Source organism: Microvirga zambiensis WSM3693 (assembly GCF_016735695.1).
Taxonomy (GTDB): Bacteria; Pseudomonadota; Alphaproteobacteria; order Rhizobiales; family Beijerinckiaceae; genus Microvirga; species Microvirga zambiensis.
The window spans coordinates 21,655-41,957 of the sequence record NZ_JAERQD010000042.1 but is presented as its reverse complement, the minus strand read 5'-3'; the positions used below and the strand labels follow the sequence as shown (position 1 = coordinate 41,957).

Annotated in this window: 20 protein-coding genes and 2 pseudogenes; 18 read left to right on the top strand and 4 right to left on the bottom strand. The window is 62.6% G+C overall.

The window, feature by feature from the left end:
- Positions 1-112 precede the first annotated feature (112 nt).
- From JKL46_RS24830 to JKL46_RS24780, 11 genes and pseudogenes are all read left to right on the top strand, one after another.
- Entirely contained in the window at positions 113-1,174 is a 1,062-nt protein-coding gene (locus JKL46_RS24830) for a DUF3095 family protein (RefSeq protein ID WP_201838417.1), read from the top strand.
- Positions 1,175-1,431: 257 nt separating this feature from the next.
- Complete coding sequence (locus tag JKL46_RS24825) at positions 1,432-1,941, top strand: DNA-binding transcriptional response regulator (RefSeq protein WP_201838416.1); 510 nt, start codon at positions 1,432-1,434, stop codon at positions 1,939-1,941.
- 68 nt (positions 1,942-2,009) lie between these two features.
- A complete protein-coding gene (locus JKL46_RS24820; protein WP_201838415.1) occupies positions 2,010-2,414 on the top strand; it encodes a hypothetical protein in 405 nt (134 codons plus the stop codon).
- Between the two features lie 58 nt (positions 2,415-2,472).
- The gene (gene msrB, locus JKL46_RS24815; RefSeq protein ID WP_201838414.1) at positions 2,473-2,925 is read left to right on the top strand and encodes a peptide-methionine (R)-S-oxide reductase MsrB; all 453 of its coding nucleotides are present in this window, start codon (positions 2,473-2,475) and stop codon (positions 2,923-2,925) included.
- Between the two features lie 2 nt (positions 2,926-2,927).
- A complete protein-coding gene (msrA, locus tag JKL46_RS24810; RefSeq protein WP_201838413.1) occupies positions 2,928-3,443 on the top strand; it encodes a peptide-methionine (S)-S-oxide reductase MsrA in 516 nt (171 codons plus the stop codon).
- 99 nt (positions 3,444-3,542) lie between these two features.
- A complete protein-coding gene (locus JKL46_RS24805) occupies positions 3,543-4,379 on the top strand; it encodes an SDR family NAD(P)-dependent oxidoreductase (protein ID WP_201838411.1) in 837 nt (278 codons plus the stop codon).
- A 666-nt stretch (positions 4,380-5,045) separates the two neighbouring features.
- Positions 5,046-6,158, top strand: a complete 1,113-nt coding sequence (locus JKL46_RS24800; protein WP_201838409.1) for an alpha/beta fold hydrolase — start codon at positions 5,046-5,048, stop codon at positions 6,156-6,158.
- A 230-nt stretch (positions 6,159-6,388) separates the two neighbouring features.
- Positions 6,389-7,366 (top strand): ABC transporter substrate-binding protein, encoded by a 978-nt coding sequence (locus JKL46_RS24795; RefSeq protein WP_201838407.1) that lies wholly within the window; start codon positions 6,389-6,391, stop codon positions 7,364-7,366.
- 136 nt (positions 7,367-7,502) lie between these two features.
- A complete protein-coding gene (locus JKL46_RS24790) occupies positions 7,503-7,967 on the top strand; it encodes a cupin domain-containing protein (protein WP_201838406.1) in 465 nt (154 codons plus the stop codon).
- A gap of 243 nt (positions 7,968-8,210) precedes the next feature.
- Positions 8,211-8,384, top strand: a pseudogene (locus JKL46_RS24785) (DUF3597 family protein); the annotation flags it as partial.
- A gap of 261 nt (positions 8,385-8,645) precedes the next feature.
- Positions 8,646-10,946 (top strand): rhodanese-like domain-containing protein, encoded by a 2,301-nt coding sequence (locus tag JKL46_RS24780; RefSeq protein WP_343074113.1) that lies wholly within the window; start codon positions 8,646-8,648, stop codon positions 10,944-10,946.
- Positions 10,947-11,049: 103 nt separating this feature from the next.
- Here JKL46_RS24780 and JKL46_RS24775 read toward each other — a convergent pair whose 3' ends face one another.
- Positions 11,050-12,057, bottom strand: coding sequence for an ABC transporter substrate-binding protein (locus JKL46_RS24775; protein ID WP_246529500.1), 1,008 nt, complete (start codon positions 12,055-12,057; stop codon positions 11,050-11,052).
- A gap of 465 nt (positions 12,058-12,522) precedes the next feature.
- Here JKL46_RS24775 and JKL46_RS24770 point away from each other — a divergent pair, with 465 nt between their 5' ends.
- A complete protein-coding gene (locus tag JKL46_RS24770) occupies positions 12,523-13,119 on the top strand; it encodes an ankyrin repeat domain-containing protein (RefSeq protein WP_201838434.1) in 597 nt (198 codons plus the stop codon).
- Positions 13,120-13,191: 72 nt separating this feature from the next.
- Positions 13,192-13,662 (top strand): YHS domain-containing (seleno)protein, encoded by a 471-nt coding sequence (locus JKL46_RS24765; RefSeq protein ID WP_201838404.1) that lies wholly within the window; start codon positions 13,192-13,194, stop codon positions 13,660-13,662.
- A 45-nt stretch (positions 13,663-13,707) separates the two neighbouring features.
- Here JKL46_RS24765 and JKL46_RS24760 read toward each other — a convergent pair whose 3' ends face one another.
- Entirely contained in the window at positions 13,708-15,921 is a 2,214-nt protein-coding gene (locus JKL46_RS24760; RefSeq protein WP_343074112.1) for an adenylate/guanylate cyclase domain-containing protein, read from the bottom strand.
- Between the two features lie 564 nt (positions 15,922-16,485).
- Between JKL46_RS24760 and JKL46_RS24755 the strand changes: the two genes are divergently transcribed.
- Positions 16,486-17,205: an alpha/beta fold hydrolase gene (locus JKL46_RS24755; RefSeq protein WP_201838402.1), complete on the top strand. Its 720-nt coding sequence runs from the start codon at positions 16,486-16,488 to the stop codon at positions 17,203-17,205.
- Positions 17,206-17,511: 306 nt separating this feature from the next.
- Here the strand turns inward: JKL46_RS24755 and JKL46_RS24750 are convergent, their stop codons facing one another.
- Positions 17,512-17,901 carry a hypothetical protein gene (locus tag JKL46_RS24750; RefSeq protein WP_201838401.1) on the bottom strand — a complete coding sequence of 130 codons (390 nt, stop codon included), beginning with the start codon at positions 17,899-17,901 and terminating at the stop codon, positions 17,512-17,514.
- A gap of 97 nt (positions 17,902-17,998) precedes the next feature.
- A complete protein-coding gene (locus tag JKL46_RS24745) occupies positions 17,999-18,193 on the bottom strand; it encodes a hypothetical protein (protein WP_201838399.1) in 195 nt (64 codons plus the stop codon).
- 218 nt (positions 18,194-18,411) lie between these two features.
- Between JKL46_RS24745 and JKL46_RS24740 the strand changes: the two genes are divergently transcribed.
- The 4 genes and pseudogenes from JKL46_RS24740 (at position 18,412) to JKL46_RS24730 (ending at position 19,999) form a co-directional block, all read left to right on the top strand.
- Entirely contained in the window at positions 18,412-18,798 is a 387-nt protein-coding gene (locus tag JKL46_RS24740) for a PepSY domain-containing protein (protein WP_201838397.1), read from the top strand.
- Positions 18,795-19,061: pseudogene (locus tag JKL46_RS36630) on the top strand (hypothetical protein); the annotation flags it as partial. The gene JKL46_RS24740 and the pseudogene JKL46_RS36630, both read left to right, overlap by 4 nt.
- A 73-nt stretch (positions 19,062-19,134) precedes the next feature.
- Positions 19,135-19,461: a Chromate resistance protein ChrB gene (locus tag JKL46_RS36625; RefSeq protein ID WP_343074111.1), complete on the top strand. Its 327-nt coding sequence runs from the start codon at positions 19,135-19,137 to the stop codon at positions 19,459-19,461.
- A gap of 55 nt (positions 19,462-19,516) precedes the next feature.
- Positions 19,517-19,999, top strand: a complete 483-nt coding sequence (locus JKL46_RS24730; RefSeq protein WP_201838395.1) for a DUF6894 family protein — start codon at positions 19,517-19,519, stop codon at positions 19,997-19,999.
- Positions 20,000-20,303 lie beyond the last annotated feature (304 nt).

Sequence of the window (20,303 nt, the reverse complement as noted above, 5' to 3'; positions counted from 1 at the left end):
CAGCCAAAGAAGCTGGCCCGACTCCCTTGGACGAGACGCATCGGACACCTGCACTCGATCGACAAGGCAAGACGCCCCTGTTGCTGATGAACGCCAATCTGGAGGACATGCAATGGTCAACGTTCCAGCACACCTGCCCCAGGCATACAGTGAGTTTGCGCGCGTGCTCGACCCATCCATCTACGAGCCACTGCCGGACGATTGGCTTATCGGGATTACGGATGTCGTCGACTCGACCTGTGCGATCAACGAAGGGCGTTATAAAGACGTCAACTACGCAGGCGCCTCCGTGATTGCCGCTCTTGGCAATGCGTGGGGTACGTTCGACTTCCCGTTTGTGTTTCGGGGCGACGGAGCTGCCTTCGCCTTGCCGCCCCAGGGCCTCATGATCGCAACCTCGGTGTTGCGGCAGGTTGCTGCCTTTGCCACAACCAATCTTGACCTCGATCTTCGCGTAGGACTACTGCCCGTGTGCGAGATCCGGGCTCGCGGACGTGACGTGAGAATTGCCCGCTATGCGGTCTCGGCAAACGCGACCTATGCGATGTTTGCCGGAGGAGGCCTGAAATGGGCGGAGCAGCAAATCAAGAATGGGCAGTATGTGATCAAGCCGGAGAAGCACATGACACGGCCGGACTTGACGGGGCTGACTTGTGACTGGACCCCACTTCCGAGCCAGCAGGGCGAGATCCTATCCCTTCTGGTTGAACCCCGTGATCATATCAGCCCGGAAGTCTTTGCCGGCTTAGCCAAACGTGTGCTTGCCGTTTTCGACGCGGGACCGCGCCGGTCCCACCCCGTTTCGAAGGACATCATCATTCCCGAGAGCAACGGGGCGCATCTCAGTCCGAAGGACTGGGCGGAGGTCGCCTCGAACTCGGATTTTCGTAAGTACGACGATGTCTTGCGTCTGACGCTGGACTGCACGCGCGAGCAAATCGATATGGCGGAGGCCATCCTCGTTGCGGCGAAGGCGAAGGGCGATGTGAACTTTGGGCTGCACCGACAGTCGCACGCCCTCATGACCTGTCTTGTGCCGTCAGGTCGGCCGGATTCGCATTTGCATTTTCTCGATGGCATGGGCGGTGGCTACGCCAAGGCCGCCGAGATGATGGAAGCAGGAGAGCATCGAAGGGCCCTCGGGGCCGGCGACACAACCGCGATGTTGGCTTGAGGCGGTACCCCAAGCTCCCGCCCTGAAGAGTTTGCCCTTCGACAATGATTGAGTGTCGGCGCGCCCATGCTTCCGTGTGGTGTCGTGCCGAGGTTGCGATCGAGCATGCCTCCCAGGTGGAGGGCCTCGGTTGCAGGGGCAGAACGCAAGGCTGCCTAGGATGCATGCTCGGTAGCACGGCCCTGAATAGCGCCCACCTCTGTGCGGGGCTGTGCTGCCCATTTTTAGGTGCCGAGTGCACCAACGGGAAACTCATAATGAGAACAGCACTCCATCATGCGTCCGCGAGCGGGCTGGGTAAGCCGATCGGTCTGTACCGGCCGTACATCGGCAGCTCCAATCTGATGGGAGAGGCCGCACGTCGCCCAGAGCGCATCCTGATCGTCGGGACCGATACGAGCTTTCAAGGCAGCCTCGCTCTGGCGCTCCGTGAGGCCGGCTTTGAGGTGATGACTGCCACCACAGGGGAACGGGCCTTTTGCCTGCTCCGCGACTGGCAACGCCCGATCGACTGGCTCTACACCCAGGCCACCCTTCCAGGCCTGATTGACGGCTGGATCCTTGCGGATCAGTACCGTGACAACCACCCGGGCCGGCCGGCAATCATCGGCACTCGCGAGGTAAGGTCCTCGTTGCAGGGTGACGTGGTCTTGAAGGAACCCACCGTGGAGACCGTATTGGACACGGTCCGCCACCTCACCGTGTCGGCGCGATCCCAGACCTTGGTCGAACCCGCCAGCACCGCTCCGCAGAGCCTCGCCGCATAGGCTGGGGGCACCGACGCAACTGACCCAAGCTGGATCATCGACGCAGGTCAAATTCAGTGGAGGCTCACATGACACCAAGGCAAGCAACGGCGCAGCGCGCCGCATGCGGGGATGAGAACACCCCTCCGTTTGCGTTTAGTATCGAAGAAATCGAGCAATGGATCTTACGTGCCTACATTCGCCTCGAGTTCCAGCCAAGCGGTGCCGACGGCTCGCGATCCATCGTGGTGATGCGATCGCGTGAGCTTGAGGTGCGGCTGAGCGAACTTCCACCGGGCAGTATTGCATCCGGCATTCCACCGTTCTGGCTGGAGGCCTTCTCCGTTGCAGGCCACGAATCCATCGACAGCTGCGGGTGCTTCGAATTCGACGAGTCCGAAATGGCATTAGCGGTCAACCTCGTGCTGGACGCCTTGAAAGCACTGCCATTGCGGCCGAGAGTACAGCCCGAGCTGCCAGTACATCCAATGTAAGTCGTAACCTCTCCCACCCGAAGGACTAGGGCAATTCACGACGAAAGGAACGCTGCCGATGAAAGCCTATAACAAGAACCGTGAGGCCTTGTCCTGTCTAACCCCGGAGCAATATCGGGTGACGCAGCAGGGCGGCACCGAGCGGCCTTTTTCCAATGCGTATTGGGACAACAAGGCGCCCGGGCTCTATGTCGATGTCGTGTCGGGCGAGCCGCTGTTCGCCTCGGTCGACAAGTACGACAGCGGCAGCGGCTGGCCCAGCTTCGTCAAGCCGGTCGATGCCAGCAGCGTCATTGAGCGCCCCGATGCCAGCTACGGCATGGTGCAAACAGAGGTGCGCTCAGCCTACGGCGACAGCCATCTGGGACACGTGTTCTCGGATGGGCCGCAGGAGGCCGGTGGCCTGCGCTACTGCATCAACTCGGCCGCGCTGCGGTTCGTCCACCTGGATGAGTTGGAGAGCGAAGGCTACAGCGAGTTCCGCAAGCTTTTTGCAGAAAAAGGAGAATGAACATGACTGGTGTGACTGAGCGGGCCATCCTGGCCGGCGGCTGCTTCTGGGGCATGCAGGATCTCATCCGACGCTTGCCTGGTGTTGTGTCCACCCGCGTCGGGTACTCCGGCGGGGACGTGCCGAACGCGACCTACCGCAATCACGGCACGCACGCAGAGGCAATCGAGATCATCTTCGATCCGCAGAAGACGAGCTTCCGCGACCTGCTGGAGTTCTTCTTCCAAATTCACGACCCGAGCACGAAGAACCGCCAGGGCAACGACATCGGCTTGAGCTACCGCTCGGCGATCTTCTACACCTCGGACGAGCAGCGCCAGGTGGCCGAGGACACGATTGCCGATGTGGATGCCTCGGGCCTATGGCCGAGCAAAGTCGTCACCGAACTCGCTCCGGCGGGCGACTTTTGGGAGGCGGAGCCGGAGCACCAGGACTACCTTGAGCGGCTTCCAAATGGCTACACCTGCCACTTCATCCGCCCTGGCTGGAAGCTGCCACGCCGCGAAGGCACCCGGTAATACCCGCGTTTAATTCAGTGAGGCAAACCCAGATCGGAAACGCCACTTGCCTTCTGGAGCGAGTGGTCGGGACCATCAAATTCATCGGGAGCTTCAGCAATGAACCACAGACAAGGAACAGCGCTCGTGACTGCCGCATCCGCTGGTATCGGAGCCGTCTATGCAGACCGCCTCGCCCGTCGCGGATACAATCTCGTTCTCGTTGCCCGCGACGAGGGGAAGCTGAATGCTCTTGCAGCTACTCTGCGTGAAAGGTTCGGCCGCAAGGCCGAGGTCCTTCGGGCGGATCTCACCAATGTTGACGACATCCGCAAGGTGGAGGCCCGACTGCAGGCGGACGATATCACCATGCTCGTGAACAATGCCGGTATCGCCGTGACAGGGCCAACTATCGACATGAATCCTGATTGTTTAGAGGCCATGATCCAGCTTAACGTATTGGTGGCCACGCGCCTCGCCCGAGCTGTTGCATTGGGCATGGCGCAAAGGCGGAAGGGCGACATCGTCAACATCGCTTCGGTGGTTGCGCTTCGGGGAGACCAGCCAGCCATCAGCGTCGGCTATGGCGCGAGTAAGGCTTATCTTCTCGCTTTCAGCGAAGGCCTCGACAGCGAACTGTCCTTGTGCGGTGTGCGCGTACAGGCAGTGCTGCCGGGTGCGACACACACGGGTTTATGGGAGAAAAGTGGGATCAAGCTCAGTGCGCTTCCGCAGAGCAATGTGATGCAGGCCGGCGATATTGTAGGCGCTGCGCTCGCAGGCCTTGACCAAGGGGAGCGGGTGACGATCCCAGCCCTGCCAGATGTCGCCGACTGGGATGCCTTCAAGACGGCACGCGCAGCGCTCCTCCCGAACCTATCTCGTCGCCTCCCGGCGAAGCGGTATGGTCGCGGGAGTATTGCTAAGCACCTCGCGGCGGGCCCTTCTGAACGCTGAGTCTGAGTAGGCGCAGATACACTCATCGCGGCAAATCAGGCGTAACTTACGAGACTTTGGAGACGAGCCATCATGAAACAGGGGCGCAACTGGGCCCGGCTGTGACCCTATGCGCTTAGGGGCTGCAAGCCATGCACGGGTCGCACTGAAGAAGAGAAGGCGTCTCGCTTGGCTGGCGAAAGAGAGTATGGCTTCTGCGCCCGTGACATATAGATCGACCTCGGAATGTCTCCTCATGGCACGAGGCAGACGAAAGCCGAACTTCCGCAGTCGTAGGGTCAACTGACTTTCATATGACCACGCTTAATGGCTCAGGTTGACCGAGGCTGTGTGAAAACGCTGATGAGCCACTCCATGAAGAAACTTTATGTCTCGTAAGGTTTGCTAGGCCGGGGAATCCTCGGTGCAGACGCCAGAACTTGTACAAATATTTTGCCCTGATCGGTCTGGTTCGCGTTTTCACACAGGCTGGACCCGTTCCGGACCTTCAGCATCCGGAGAAGACACTGGGGTGGACGCGTGGAACCGCTCCGGCAGCACCCTCTCATCGTAACAAATTGTCGCTTAAGAGCGGCAACCTGTCTTTGTGCAATGCAGCAACCCGACGGGATCCGATGCGTTGTTCGTCCTGGAAACCAGGTCTTGGACCCCGAACGGAGACAAAGCATGCGCAACCTGGCAACAGACGCCGGCCCGAGACTGCCTCCGGCTGTTGGTGCGGCCGGAGCCAATGGTATTGCGCAAGATCATGCGGCCGGCGAGGAGCGTGATTGGAGCCCCGCAAACCTCCGGAGACCTGGAGGAGGGAGCCGTTCTGGTTCGCGCCGATGGCTCGCACCCGTTCTGCTGGGCGCAGCCGCCGCATTGGGTGCGGCAGCCCTGTACAGCCGCAAGCAGACCCAGGATGCTGAGCGCAGGTACCCGCCCATCGGCCAGTTCCTGAGCGTGGATGGGGTGCGTCTGCATTACATCGAACGTGGCCATGGTGATGTCTTGGTGCTGATCCACGGCAACGGCACCATGATCCAGGACTTCACCGTCAGCGATCTCGTGGACAGATTGGCGAAGCGCTACCGTGTGATCGTATTTGACCGCCCTGGATATGGCTACAGTTCGCGGCCGCGCCAGGTCTGGACGCCGCGGGCTCATGCTGGTCTGTTCCGAAGGGCTCTGGAGCAGCTTGGGGTCAAGCAGGCCACGGTCTACGGCCACTCCTGGGGCACCCTGGTGGCCGTGGCCCTCGCCCTGGAGGCTCCATCGCTCGTTCGGGGCCTCGTGCTGGGTTCCGGCTACTACTATCCAACCCTGCGGGCCGACACGTTCCTGCTTTCGCCGCCAGCCATCCCGGTAATCGGCGATGCCATGCGCTACACCGTCTCCCCGCTCGTGGCGCGGGCGATCCTGCCCAGCATGATCAAGCGCGTGTTCCAGCCGGCGCCGGTGCCGGAGCGCTTCGAGCGAGAGTTCCCGAAGGCGCTGATGCTGCGGCCGTTGCAGCTTCGTGCGGCGGCGGAGGATGCGGCACTCATGACGCCGTCAGCGATGGGCCTGGAGGGGCACTACCGCGAGTTGACGATGCCGGTCACCATCATCGCTGGTGCTGACGATCAGATTGTGGATGTGGGCCGGCAGTCCGCGCGGCTACACCGGGAGATGCCGCACAGCGAGTTCATCGTCCTTCCAAGTCTCGGCCATATGATCCATCACCTCGCTCCGGACGCGGTGGCGGACGCGATTGACCGCACCGCGCAGCGATCCAGCCGGGTGTGGGCCTTATGAGCCCGGCGGATCCGTGGGGTCCGCAGGCGCACCCCCAGGAAAGTGATAACACTGAGTCGAAGAATGCCGAACGTCACCTCAAGCCACCAACACCGGACGTTCTCGAAGGGTGCGGGATTTCCTGGTCTGACCCGTTCCTGACCATCAGCTTGAACTGACGTTGGTTAGTGCATTCGAGCGTAAGCCATAATGTGATAGTCTAGCCACCTTCCTCCTCAGGAGGTGGCAGTATGAGGCGGCGCGACATCATCCTGCTCCTTGGCTCACTTTCCCTCCTGCCTCCGTTGACAGGAGCTGCACCGGCTTCCGATCGGGTGCGGCGCATTGGGTGGATCGAAGGTCTCAGAACCCCCCCGTACAACTGGGCGGATGTCGCAGAGCACCTTCAGCCGCTCGGATGGACAAGAGGCGGCAACGTCCGCGCGGACATCCATGTTCCGACGCACCTTGATCAGGTGTCGAGGATCGCCAAGGATGTCGTCACCGCCCGGCCTGATCTCATCGTCACCCACGGAACGCCGGCAACCTTGGCGGTTCTCGCAGAAACCCGCACCCTCCCAATCGTCTTCTTCGGCGTGGCGGATCCCGTGGGAAACGGCATCGTCAGCAACCTCACCCGTCCGGGCGGCAACGTCACCGGCTTTACCACCTTCGAGCCCTCCCTCGCGGGCAAGTGGGTACAGTTCCTGAAGGAACTCGATCCCCAGATCAGGCGTGTCGCAATCTTGCTCAACCCGGAGGCAACGCAGAACCGGTCCTCGCCCTTTGTCCGCGAGTTCGAAGCAGTGGCGGCCTCCCTCCAGATCGTGCCGATCCTGGCCGACGCGCGGGACTTTTCCGGGGTCGAGCCCGTTGTGGCCGCGCTCGCGTCGGAGCCGCATGGGGCCCTTGTGGTGCTGCCGGATGAGTTCAACCTGGGTTACGAAAGCAAGATCATCGATGTGGCCAATCGCCATCGGATCCCGGCGATCTACGGCACCCAGTATGCAACGGCCATAGGAGGCTTGATTGCGTATGGCCCGACCGAAGGCTACTCCCAAGCGCTTGCGGTTTACATCGACCGTATCCTCAGAGGGGCGCAGCCTCGTGATCTCCCGGTTCAGGCGCCGACAAGCTACACCCTTGCGATCAATCTTCTCACCGCCAGGTGGCTTGGCCTGTCCATCCCATCAGCGGTCCTCGCAGCAGCCGACAAGGTCGTCGAGTAAGGAACTGGTGCGGTCAACCGGTAGACCGTACGTCCTAGTTTTATAAAAGGAGTTCTGCGAATTTGGTTTTTGTTCCTGCACACGTGAGGACACGCGCTTTATGGTAGACTTGCGTCTCTCCTTAAGGAGGAGCGCAATGAAGACCCTGCTACTCTCAACAAGTCTCGTGTTGCTGGTCGGCGGTGCTATGGCGCAGGACACAAGACACACGAATGTCATAACGCCCGATGCCGTGAAGTGGACGGAAAATCCGGCCTTTCCTAAGGGTATTCAGACCGCCACGCTGGTCGGCGATCCAACCAAGGCTGGCGAGACAGTTGTCCAACGCATCAAGTTCCCGCCCAACTTCACCATGCCGCCGCACACCCATCCCTTCGCAGAGGTCGTGACCGTCTTCAGCGGCAACATCGGGACGAACAGTGGCGAGAAGCCTGAGAAGGTAGGCGGCCTGCTCCAGCCGGGCGCAATGTGGGTGTACCCGGCAAAGCATGCGCATTATGCGTGGACTGGAGATGGAGAGGCGATCCTGCAAGTTCAGTACACTGGCCCAGGAGGAATCGACTACATCAACCCAGCTGACGATCCGCGCAAGGGTCGGTAGCGCACGGCCTTGGGCTTGCCCGGCGCGCAGCACGAGATGATGCTGTCGCGGCGTCAGCGGCCTGGCGCGGTATTCTCCCGCTGGGCTGCTACCAGCCCGTTCTATAAAGCGTCATATCGGAAATCACGGCCGCGCTTCGCGCACGACAGGGGCTTCACTCGGGAGTAGAATGGCTGGAGTAGCGCTTCCCGACGCTCTGATGAGCGCTGCCTGCCCATCCTCCATGGTGAGCGGCCTATGTGACTCAAGCTTGAGCTTCTTGCAGCTAGCCTCGAGGCCCGCAAGGAACTGGCCAAGGAATTGAAATATACCGGCGACACGTCGGACTCCGCCTCGATGAACGTCTGGCTGCACAAGCAGGTCATGGCCAAGCTCGCGGCGAGCGGTGGCATGGTGCCCGAAGATCTGAGGACATAAGGGCACGCACGAAGCCGCCTCGCGAGGCATCGGGCCATCGGTCCCCCGGCGGGCGGCGGTTCCGGCGCGAGTGCATGACCGGGTTGCCGGGCGCCGGACAGGCTCCTGAATTGGATCGCATGCCAGAGGCAAGAGGTGTAGACTGTCGAACTCGCTGAGTGGTTCGCTCGCAGATCTCCGCAGAGCTATGTGGAGCATTGGCATTGCCATTGGGAAGGCAGCCATGGGGTAGACCAGGTCGAACGCCGGCTGGCGGCAATCGTGGCCGCAGACATCGTCGGCTATTCCCGTCTCGCCGAGATGGACGAGAACGGTACGCTCGCCGCCATCAAAGCCCTGCGGCGCGAAGTGATCGATCCGTTGCTCGCCGAGCATCACGGTCGCATCGTCAAGCTGATGGGCGATGGCGCGATTGCCGAGTTCGGGTCTGTCGTGGACGCTGCAACCTTCGCCGTAACCATGCAGAAGGACGTCGCCGCCTCTCAGGCGCAGGTTCCGACTGACAAACGCATCGTGTTCCGGATCGGCATCAACCTCGGCGATGTCGTCGTCGAGGACGGCGACCTTCTCGGCGACGGCGTGAATGTCGCCGCCCGCCTGGGGCAGTTGTGCGAGCCGGGCGGCATTCTCATTTCCGGTACGGCCTACGACCATCTGCATGGCAAGCTCGACCTCACCTCGGAGTTCACGGGTGAGCAGCACGTCAAGAACATCTCGCGTCCGGTGCGGACCTACCGCATCCGCATGGATGGGCGACCTGCGCGATGGCACCTCAAACGTTCCTGGCTGCGCCAATGGCATCTCCCGGCAGCCGTTGCTGCGGCAGCTTTGGCGGGCGGCGCTTTCATATGGTGGTCGCCATGGGAGCCGCAGGCCGAGTCTGCCATGGTCGAACGCGCAGCCCTGCCGCTGCCGGACAAACCCTCCATCGCCGTGCTGCCGTTCGACAGCTTCAATTCCGATCCCGAGCAGGTCCATTTCGCCGACGGAATCTCGGAGGACTTAATCACCGATCTGTCGAAGCTCTCCGGCATCTTCGTCATCGCCCGCAACTCGAGCTGGACCTACAAGGGCAAGCCCACGAAGGTACAGGAGGTGTCGGCCGAACTCGGTGTCCGCTACGTGCTGGAAGGCAGCGTCCGGCGGCAGGGCGACCAGGTGAGGATCAACGCCCAGCTCATCGATGCGGTCAACGGCCATCACCTGTGGGCGGAACGCTACGACGGCCCGTTCGGCGCCATGTTCGCATTTCAGGACAAGGTCATCGGGCAGATCGTTGCGGCCATGGCGGCGGAGCTCACGGGCGAGGAGCAGGCGCGGATTGCCCAAGCGGAGACGAAGGATCCGCGCGCCTATGATGCGCTGCTCCAGGGGTGGGCACATCTCCGCCGGGAGACGGAGCCGGACACCCTGCAGGCCATCACGCTGTTCGAGAAGGCCGTCGAGCTCGATCCCGAATATCACCGCGCCTACGCGGCGCTCGCGACCGGCCACTGGAGGGTCGCCGTATCCTCATGGAGCGCGGCCAATGTCGGCATGCAGCGCGCCTTCGAGCGGATGAACGTGAACCTCGCCAAGGCCCTGGAAGCCCCGAATGCTCCTGCCTATGCGTTGTCGGCCGAGGTGATGGCGCGGCAGGGGCGCAATGACGAAGCCCTTGCGGCGATCAAGCGGGCACTGGAGCTCGCTCCGAACGACCCGGACAACCACATCGGTCGGGCCAGGATCCTCAATGCCGTCGGGCGCGCCATGGAGGCGGAACAGGATGTGCGCTGGGCGATGCGGCTCAACCCGCAATATCCGCCAGGCTATCTCCGGGTTCTGATCCTCTCGCTCTTCCATCAAGAACGGTATGAAGAGTCGATCGACACGCTGCACCGTCTGATCAGCCTACCGTCGCCCCTTTCAGAGGAGTACGCGACGCTGGTTTCCGCCTATGGTCACGTGGGGCGACGCGAGGGCGTCGGCGCGGCCATCGAGAAGTACAATGCCCTCATGGTTCCGATCGGATTCGATCCGCTGACCGTGCAGGAATCGGGATGGTGGTGGTACGGCGACCTGTTCAACTTCCATCGTCCCTATCGAGAACAGTATCTCGACGGACTCCGCAAGGCAGGCGTGCCTGAGGGAGGCGGCACAGACCTAAGCTACGACGAGTACACCAGCATCGTGAGCAAGCGGAACGGCGAGTATTTCGTCGAGGGCGCTCCCAAGATCGACGCTATCGCCGCCAAGGAACTCCATGACCGAGGTGTCCGCTTCGTCGACGTGCGGTCTGCGGTCGCCTATGGCCGTGGGCACATTCCAGGGGCCCATCTGCGGGATGTGGTGACAAGCCTGTCCAAGGAAACTCTGTCCGAGATCGCTGCTCCAGATACGGAAGTAGTCTTCTACTGCTATGGGCGATACTGCCCGATGTCGACCTTCGCGTCTGCCAAGGCCCTGAAGTGGGGCTTTTCCAAGGTGTACTACTTCGCCGGCGGGTACCCTTCCTGGGTGGACAACGGCTATCCGGTGGAAGTCGCAGCGACCCAGCCGCAGGAAGCCGACAATCGACCCTGACACCCGCAACCCCCGAACATGCTCTTGCCACCAATGCAGTGCGTTACAATCTTCCATGGTCGAAACGGGAGAATAGTTCGTCAGTCCCAGCGCTTAAATAATATCAAGGGGAGCGGCCTCGTTCGAGCATGTCGTCGGCGAAAGCCCTAAGCGAGTCAGGGAACGTCAGACCAAGATCATCGGCTGTTTGGAGATTGAGCACGAGTTCGTAACGGCTTGGTTGCTCGAAGGGGAGTTCGCTTGGCTTGGCCCCGCCGAGCACGCGCGCGGTGTAGACCGCAAGACCTCGATCTACCGCGTTCCAGTCAATGCCGTATGACATGAGGGCGCCTGCCTCCGTCATCCGACGGAACGGGCTCATGAGCGGCAGCCGGTGGCGTCTCGCCAAACGTGCAATCCGATTGGCGTGAGGGACATGGTTGGCATCCGCGAGGACGAGAACTGCCGTTGCTCCTTCCCGCACCATGGAATCGAAGCGGGCTTCGTAGTCGCTGGAGTAGGGAAATTCCTGGATGCCGACACCGCGCTGCTTGGCTTCGCGCCAAAGCTGTCGCATGCCCCCATAGGTTCGTTCTGCGCTGAGCAATCCGACATAGGATATCATTGGCGCCGCCTCCAAAAGGAGATCGAGCTCTTTGTTGTAGAAGTCAGGTCCCAGGTCGATTGCGATGCCTGTGATGCTGCCGGATGCTCGCGTAAGGCTCGATATGACTCCCTGTTCGATCGGGCTCAGAGCTGAGACGACAATCGGGATCGTGCCGATCACGGAATTCAACAAACGCGCCCAGCCATGCGAGGTGGTTACGATGACATCCGGCGCAAGCCGACGAATGTCGTCCATCACCTCGGTCCACTCGTCCCGCGGACCGCCCCAATCCTCCACACCCTCACGCCAGCTCACGACAAGATTCACACCGGCTTCATAGCCATGACGTCGGAGTTCTTTCAGGAAGACGGCCCAACGCGGTGAGGCCGGGTCCGAGGTCACTTGATCGGACCACGAGTTCCCTATCAGCAAGAGCTGCCGGACACGATTCCTTGGTTGCGCCGAGGCTCGCCGCGCGAAGCTCACGGCGAGCAATCCACCGACTATGAGATCGCGCCGCCTCATCCGATTACCTCGTGATGGTGTCGTCGCGCGCTATTCGATAACGTGCCTCGTTCTCATGTTACTCCTAACGTCAGGCGGACGCCAGCAGGACGAGCGGCGATGTCATTCGCGCAGGATCCGTTTATGAAATTGGATTCATTGGCAACTGGCTTCCGGTACCGGAGGGAAAGCCGATTTCGCGTTCGTTCTTGGCCTATGTTCCCAGGGACGTGGGCATGCCGGCGGTACCCGACGACCCGATCCATCGACGGTCCTTCCGACCAGCTCCGGCAACGACCGGGAAGTCCGGACCCACCGGGCAAGCGGTTGCTTGCCTTCCTGGGGATCGGGCGTAAAATTCCCCATTGATGGAGCCCCAGGGTTCGGTCGCTTGCCGAGCAAACTCCGGCTCCGCCATGCCACGGCGGTGCCAGTCGCTGACCCATCGTGGCGATCTGGATCGGACGCACGTTGGAGATGGGCGTGATGCGGTCTCTATGGCTTGCTGTCCTGACCTTCGTCGTCTGCCTTGGCGCCGGCGGCCACGGGAATGCCGCGCCGCTCCATGACGCGGCCCGCACAGGCAACGTCGACCAGATCAAGCAACTCCTTGCCACCGGCAGCGACGTGAACAGCCGCGACCGGGAGCGCGAGACGCCCCTGATCGAGGCCGCACTCGCGGACCAGCCTGAAGCCGTTGCTGCGCTGATCGAGGCCGGAGCCGATCTCGAGGCGCGCAATGACCGCGGGTTCACCGCACTCCATGCCGCGGCCTACGCGGGGAGCCCACGCATCGCGATCTTGCTGTTGGACCATGGCGCCATGGTCGATGCCAGAAGCCTGCACGCCATCAGGCCGCTGCATGTCGCCGCCGAGCAGAACCAGGCCGCGGTGGCCGAGCTGCTGATCGCACGAGGAGCTGACGTCGAGGCGGTCCAGGGCGACGGCTACACGCCGTTGACCCGGGCGACCTTCTACAAGAGTGCCGCGGTGATGGCGCTGCTGAAGCGGCACGGCGCCCGATGCCAGCCGAAGGAAAAGATCGGCGCCTCGGAGGCCGCGTGTCTTGCAGCCGCGAATTGACCGCATCAGAGAAGAGGAGTGCCCGCCATGGTCTTGCGCTGCTTCCCAACCCCCGGATGGTTGCCACGTGCGGTGAAACCCCTCCCGCTGCTCCTCTGCCTGGGCATCGGCACGGCCGCTGGGGCCGACGGCGTGAACACCGGATACTTCGGCAACGTTGCCATCAAGGGCTATGACCCGGTCGCCTACTTTACCGAGGGCCGTCCGACCAAGGGCGCTCCCGAGTTCAGCTACGACTGGCTTGGCGCCACGTGGCAGTTTTCGAACGCCTGGAACCGGGGCGCCTTTGCGGCCGAGCCCATTCGTTACGCGCCGCAGTACGGCGGCTTCTGCGCCCTGGGAACGGCAAACGAGGAAGCCTCCGCCAACATCGATCCGGAAGCCTGGCGGATCGTTGACGGAAAACTCTACCTGTTCGGCGGACGCGAAGGCCTGGAGGAGGACTTCGACGCCCACGTTGGCGATGTGGTCGCGAAGGCCGACGTCAAGTGGCCGGAGATCCGGCAGAAGGAATTCCAGGCCCGGCAGGCGAGGGGTAACTGAGCGTCGGTCTCCACTCCCACTTGGGCCGCGACCCTTCGTAGGGCGTCATTGGGCGACCGAAAAATACCGGACGGTGGTGGAGTCGGGATAAACGTACTCGTCCCGGGTCTCGGCACTTCCGCCGGGATTGCGATAGACCGGACTACAGAATTTCCGGCCGAGCAAGACTCCCGCGGATTGCGTGCAGAAGAGGTCCTGTTCGGGGGTGAACCGGCCCACGGCCATCCTCGTTTGCGTACGCACCGCGAAATCCCCGTTCGAGCCGAGCTGCATGACGAATGGCGCGCCGTTCTGAAGATATCCGTTCCACGTCTTGCCCGAAGCGAGGGAGCGGATCGCCGACGCATCCAGCCGATCCTCCAGGCGGCCACTGAAACCAAAACACCACTCCGGCAGGCCTGCCTTGAGGAGGGCCGACATCCGGTGGTCCAGGTCTTCCGGTCGCCGATGGTGCCCGTACATGACGCGGAGACTAGCAACACTTTGACTGGGGATCCTCTTGAGAACGACCTCCACGGCCCCATGCGCATCCTCCATGCGGCCCAGTTGGGCGCTCGCCATGGCCAGGGTCTCGATGCCGACATCGCCCAACCCGTCAGGGCCAACGGAGCGGAGAACCTTGAGCGCCTCCTCATACCGGCGGTTCATGTACAGCACCAGGCCGTAGTAGCCGTAGACCTGCGCCTTCGGCTTCGGATCGAGTTGCAGCACCCCTTCGATGGCCGCCAAGGCCTCCGGATGCCGCCCCGCGTAGGTGAGCACGATGGCGAGGTTGAGCTTAGCGTCCGCGCCGTTCGGGTCGAGCGCGACCGCCCGTTGCACCGACTCAATCGCCCGGTCGATCTCGCCGTCGAGCATTTGCAGGATGCCGAGGACGGCATAGGACCGCGGCAGTCCTGGATTGAGCTCCAGGGACCGACCCGCCGACGCATAGGCCTGCTGGCGGGCGACCGCGCTCAGCATCAGGGGCTGAAAATCAAAGGCGAGAACATCGACGATCGCCCTCGCATGGCCCGCATAGGCTTCGGCAAACCCGGGATCGAGGGAGATCGCCTTCTCGTACATCGAGAGGGCTTCTCCCAGGGACCGCTGCCCGATCGAATAGACCTTCTGTTCGGCCCGCATGTAGAAATCATAGGCCTCAAGGTTGCGGGTGGGCAGGCGAGTGATGGCGGAGGTTTCGCTCTCAGTCAGCCGGACCGACAGGGCCTCGACGACGCGCTTAATCAACTGGTCCTGCAACTCGAAGATCCTGGTGGCGCTGCCGTCGTAGCGCTCCGCCCAGACGGTGCTTGCGGTGGCGGCATCGGCGAGCTGCACATTAACCCGGATGGTGTCGCCTGCACGACGCACGTTGCCCCCGAGCACGTACCGGACTCCCAACTGGCGGGCGATCGTCCCGATATCCTTGGGCTGGTCCTTGAACGCGAACGCCGAGTGGCGGGCGATCACCGTCAGCCCTGAGATCTTGGACAGGTCGGTGATGAGATCGTCGGTGAGTCCGTCGGCGAAATAGTCCTGCTGGGCGCTGTCGCCGGGACCGTCGAACGGGAGGACGACGAGCGAGGGCTTGCCGGCCCCCAGCCCGGCCGAGCGCAGGAGGTCCGACACCAGGGTGGCTGATCGGGGCCAAAGCGCGACACCGATCGCGGTCACAATGGCCAGCAGGACCAGCGCCGCGGTCAGGGTGAACCAGCGCGGATGCGGTCCCGGGCCTCGCGCATGCTGTTTCAGCAGGACGCGATAGACCCGGACCGGCTCGGGGATGTTCTTCAGGTGTCGGTTGCCGAGCGACTGGAACTCGACGTCAAGCTTGTTCTTGGCTTGGTCATAAGCCGGTCCGGAGATGGCGATCCCGTCAGGCTCACAGATGGCTTCCAGCCGAGCCGCGACATTGACGCCATCACCATAGACGTCGTCGCCATCGACGATGACGTCACCGAGATTGATGCCGATCCGGAGCGAGATCCGCGCATGCTCGGGAAGGGTCCCGCGCTGGGTGGCGATCGCACGCTGGATCTCCACGGCGCACGCCACGGCATCGACCACGCTGGCGAACTCGACCAGCGCGCCGTCGCCCATGAGCTTCACGATGCGGCCGTGATGGCTCGCGATCACCGGATCGACGACATCGTGGCGTAGCGCCTTGAGCCGAGTCAGGGTGCCCGTCTCGTCGAGGCTCATGAGGCGGCTATACCCCACCACGTCGGCGGCGAGGATCGCGACCAGCTTGCGTTCGACCTGCGGTGTCTCGTCCACGACCTCCATGATAGAGAAATCGGTCGGCGAGGCTACGGAAAAGGCCGCCCGCGGGGACGCCCAGGCGCGAAGCCCTCCCGGTACTATTGGTGCGACGCAACGTTGCCGACGGAGTCTTCCGAAGACGCTCGAACGCAACGCTTTCCTGATTCATCGAGCGCTTTGGTCTGCCCATAAGGCGGTGAGCGGACCTTCATTTCATTTGCTGTTCGTTACTCTTTGACCCACTCCGGACCTTGGAACCGGCGACGCGAAAGGAGGATCCCTCACTGGTTGGAGACGGCGTCCTGGCGGGGTGGTATGATCGTCAATCCGCCAGACGGTCGTGCTTGTAGATCGGCCTCCGTCCGGAAAGTCAACCGCATCAGCCGTGATACAGAGAACGTGCGTAGCGGATTTCGAGGGCTTTGAGGAACGGCCTGTTGCGGCATCCTGACATCGATCGCCGGAGCGGATGGTCCTTTTCGAGATCAATGAAATGGCTCAGGACCGGTTCTTGCCGTCGGGGCGATCCCTCGGGTCAACCAGCGCCGTATTGTTGTCATAGCCATACAGGAGCGCCCCATGTCCACGCAAACCAAACCGAGTATCGTCTTTGCTCACGGAATCTGGGCCGATGGCTCATGTTTTCAAAAGCTCATCCCGGCGCTGCGGGCGGAGGGGCACGCGGTGATGGCTGCGCAGTACGGCCTGGACACGCTGAAAGGCGATGTCGATGCAACCATCCGCACGTTCGGGCGGGTCAGTGGTCCGATCGTTCTTGTCGGCCACTCCTACGGCGGGACCGTCATCACGCACGCCGGCGTGGACCCCCGTGTCGCCGCTCTTGTCTACATGGCGGCCTTGGGTCCGGATGAGACCGAGACGTCGCAGGGCCAGCAGGACAAGTTCCCCAAGACAGACGTCTTCAAGTACGTCGAAGTCGCGGACGGCCGCGTCTGGATGCGTCCCGATGGCGTCGCATGCTTCGCCGGCGACCTGTCGCCCGAAGAGCAGGAGATCGTCTATGCGACCCACTTCGCGCCGGCCTCGGATCTGTTCAACCAACAGCACGATGGCATCGCGTGGCGGTCGAAGCCGAGTTGGTCCATTGTGGCTACCGAGGATCGCACCGTCCATCCCGACCTGGAACGCTCAGCCGCAAAGCGTATGGGCGCCACAACTGTCGAACTGAAGAGCAGCCACGTCCCGATGCTCTCCCAGCCGCGCGACGTGCTCGACGTGATCCGCAATGCCGCTGCCGCTGTAATATCATGGCAACCCAACTTCGCCGCAGCGCGATAAAGCGGCTCCTGGCAGGCGATCAGGTGCCGACGATTCCTGGGCGCGGGGAGGGAGAATGTTGCCTTCTGGCACTTCCTAGATGAAATGCTTTAGTCAGTTCATGAGGCGGTAAGCGGACTTTCAGTGAGGTGCGATTCGCAACTTTCGGGCATCGGCAGGCTCTGGTTGTGAGGGCTGAATGGCCCACAGGTGGGATGAGCCTAAACGGATTACAACACGTCACTCACGGTCAGGTCTTTGATCCGGCGGCGGCGACGAGCCGGTGTTGTCCGTCGCCATTGGGCGTCGTCTTGGAGTACCTGGACTTCAGGTCCGGCGTTTTCGGTCTCTCACAGGCACTTCGGAGCTGGTTAGCGAGGCTGGCAGGATCGCCTTGGCGGCGTCGGTGATCACGCCGGCGGTCGCACTGGCGGCGTCCTGCACCAGGTCCCGCGCAGCTGAGCCCGCTTCTTCGCTGGCCCCGAGAGCGGCCTCGCCGGCGTCGGCGACCTGCCGCATGCTTGGCCGCTCGTTCACCTGGGCTGTTGCGGCCGCTCCGGCTGCGGCGATCAGTGCGTCGGCCAGGATCTCCCGCAGCTGCGGATCGGCCAGCAGCGGATCGAGCCATCCGGACTTGCGCAGGGCCTTCGGCACCTTCACGCCAGCAACTGTCTTGGGGACCTTGGTTTTGCTTTTCGCCATGGGCAGTTCTTTCATCTGCTGCTCAACGGGGGTCGCGCCATGAGCGGCAAGCGTGCGACAAGCGTGCGACAGGACTGCGTTCGACCTGATGGCGGACGTGTGACTGGACATCCTATCCGCCGCCGATTTCCTCGATGACCACGCCGGTGCCGCCGCAGATCGGGCAGTCCTTCTCTCCGAGCTTTCCGCTGCCCTGGCATTCTCGGCAGATGTTCTCGCCTGCTCCGGGTGTGCCAGGCTCGGCTTGATCACCAGGATTGAGCTTCGGCTTGTCGGGATGAACGGTGACGGGCTTTTCGTTGGCCATGATCTTCCTCCCTAGCAAGTCTGGAGTAGAACGCGTCGGTCAGCACCCCGGTTGCCCTGGCGTATCCTTCCTGGGCTGCTACAGCTGATCTCCTCACTGGTAGCCATCGCTACAGCGGAGCCAAGCTTGGCCACGGATGTTTCACCCAGCTCATCTGGTCTGCCTCCAAGCTGGCGCCCAGACCAACGCTGAATTAACATCACACCCGGATCACCCGCATGGGGCAGGCCAGTGTGGGGTATCGGGTCCGCATCGTGACCGAGGACCATTTCGCCAATGCGTCAGTGGATCCCGCGCAGCCGGGAAGCGTGACAATCGACCAGCAAGGCATGATCGAGCGCCTGATGCAGGCATCCGAGGTGACCCGCTACTGGCGGGCGCTACGCTTCAGCCTGCCGCTGGGCGCGGCCGTGACCGAGGCGGAGAGGGAAACCGACGGCACCGCGGCTTCGGTCCGCACCGATCTCTTCGACGACGGCGAACGTCCTCGCTTCACCGTGCAGGTCATGGATGACAACGTGTCCCGCACCGTCACCATCGACGGCTGGACGGGGAGCGTGCTCGACGTGATTCCCCCCGATCCCGGCGGAAGGCGAGGGCGATGACGGGTCCCCAGGGCCGACGTCGGCCGAAACCCGGCACCCGCCGCAACGGGGCCGTGGCAGCGCAGGATCCGGCGCGCGTCGCGGCGCGAGCCGCCAGCGATCGCTCCTGGCTCCTCCTGACCTACAAGGTGCCACCCGAGCCGGCGAAACACCGGATCGCGCTCTGGCGCAAGCTCAAGGCGCTCGGAGCCGTCTATCTCCAGGGCGGCGTCTGTCTGTTGCCGCGGACCGACGAGCACGTGCGCCGCCTGAAGGTGCTTGAGAACGACATCGCCGCCATGGACGGCGAGGCCTTGCTCCTGGTAGCCGTTGGCCTCGATCATGGCCAGGAGGGTGGTGGCGCGGTCCTCGGCCGACCGCAACGAGGCCTATGCCGAGTTCATCAGCCGCTGCGACGACTTCGAGGCCGAGATCGCGCGCGAGCGCGGCAAGGGCAAGTTCACCTATGCCGAGGTCGAGGAGAACGAGGAGGATCTCGCCAAGCTGCGGGCCTGGCTCGACAAGATCGTCCGCCTCGACTTCTTCGATGCCCGCTTGCGGGCCGAGGCCGGGCAGCGCCTGGAGCGGTGCGCCGAACTGCTCGAGGACTACGCGCGCGAGGTCTTCGAGGCTCAGGAGGAAAATCACCTGGATATCCCCGCCGCCAGGCCGGGCAAGTCCTGAGATCGTCTCGGGCAGAGTTCTGTCCGTTGTCCACCAGTCAACTGTGAGAGATGCCATGCCACGCTTCTACCTTCACATTCGCTGCAAAGACGGACGTATCGGTTACGACGAGTCCGGCCTCGACTACCCGGATGCGGAGACCGCCTGGAGCGCGGTGGTAAGGTCTGCTCAAACCCTCAAACTTGTATTCGAGTCCCACGGCTACGATGCTCGGAACTATGCCATCGAGGTCGAGGACGAGCTGGGTGAGATCGTTTTCCGCCTGCCGTTCTCCGAACTGCTTGCACCATCCTGGCCGCAAACTCACGCCACCTACAAGATCGTAGGCGGCCATCTCGGCTGGCTGATTTATCGTGACGATGAGTTTGTCGGCGGCTTCGCGAAACGCTCCTCGGCCGAGACGCTGGTCTGGGAGATGGTGGAGACCCGCTGCGCCGAGCGAAAGGCGTCGCAGGTCCTGATTGAAGACGAGTTCGGCTGCGAGAAGCACCTTTGCCGCTGTTTCAAGGAAGCGTCTCCAGGAACACCGCTGTCATAGGGGTTCTGATGCTCCCGCGCCGCTTGTTCGCCGCTCTACCGCCTGGCTGCCCGCGGCAATGACAATGATCAAGGTCTGCCTCCCTGTCAGCAGCCGTGGATCGGCGTGTGGGCTGCCGTGAGCCCGGAATGTCTCCCTATGGCACACCGCGGGAGTAGGCCGAAGGTCAGGTCATGGTTGGAAACGAAGCATTCCCGATGGCAGGACCCCTCCAGAAGGTTGATCAGGGCAAATCGCTTGTTTGGTTCATCCTCTTGCTTTCAGAAGAGTGTCACCCATAACGCTACAATCAGCCACACCGAGA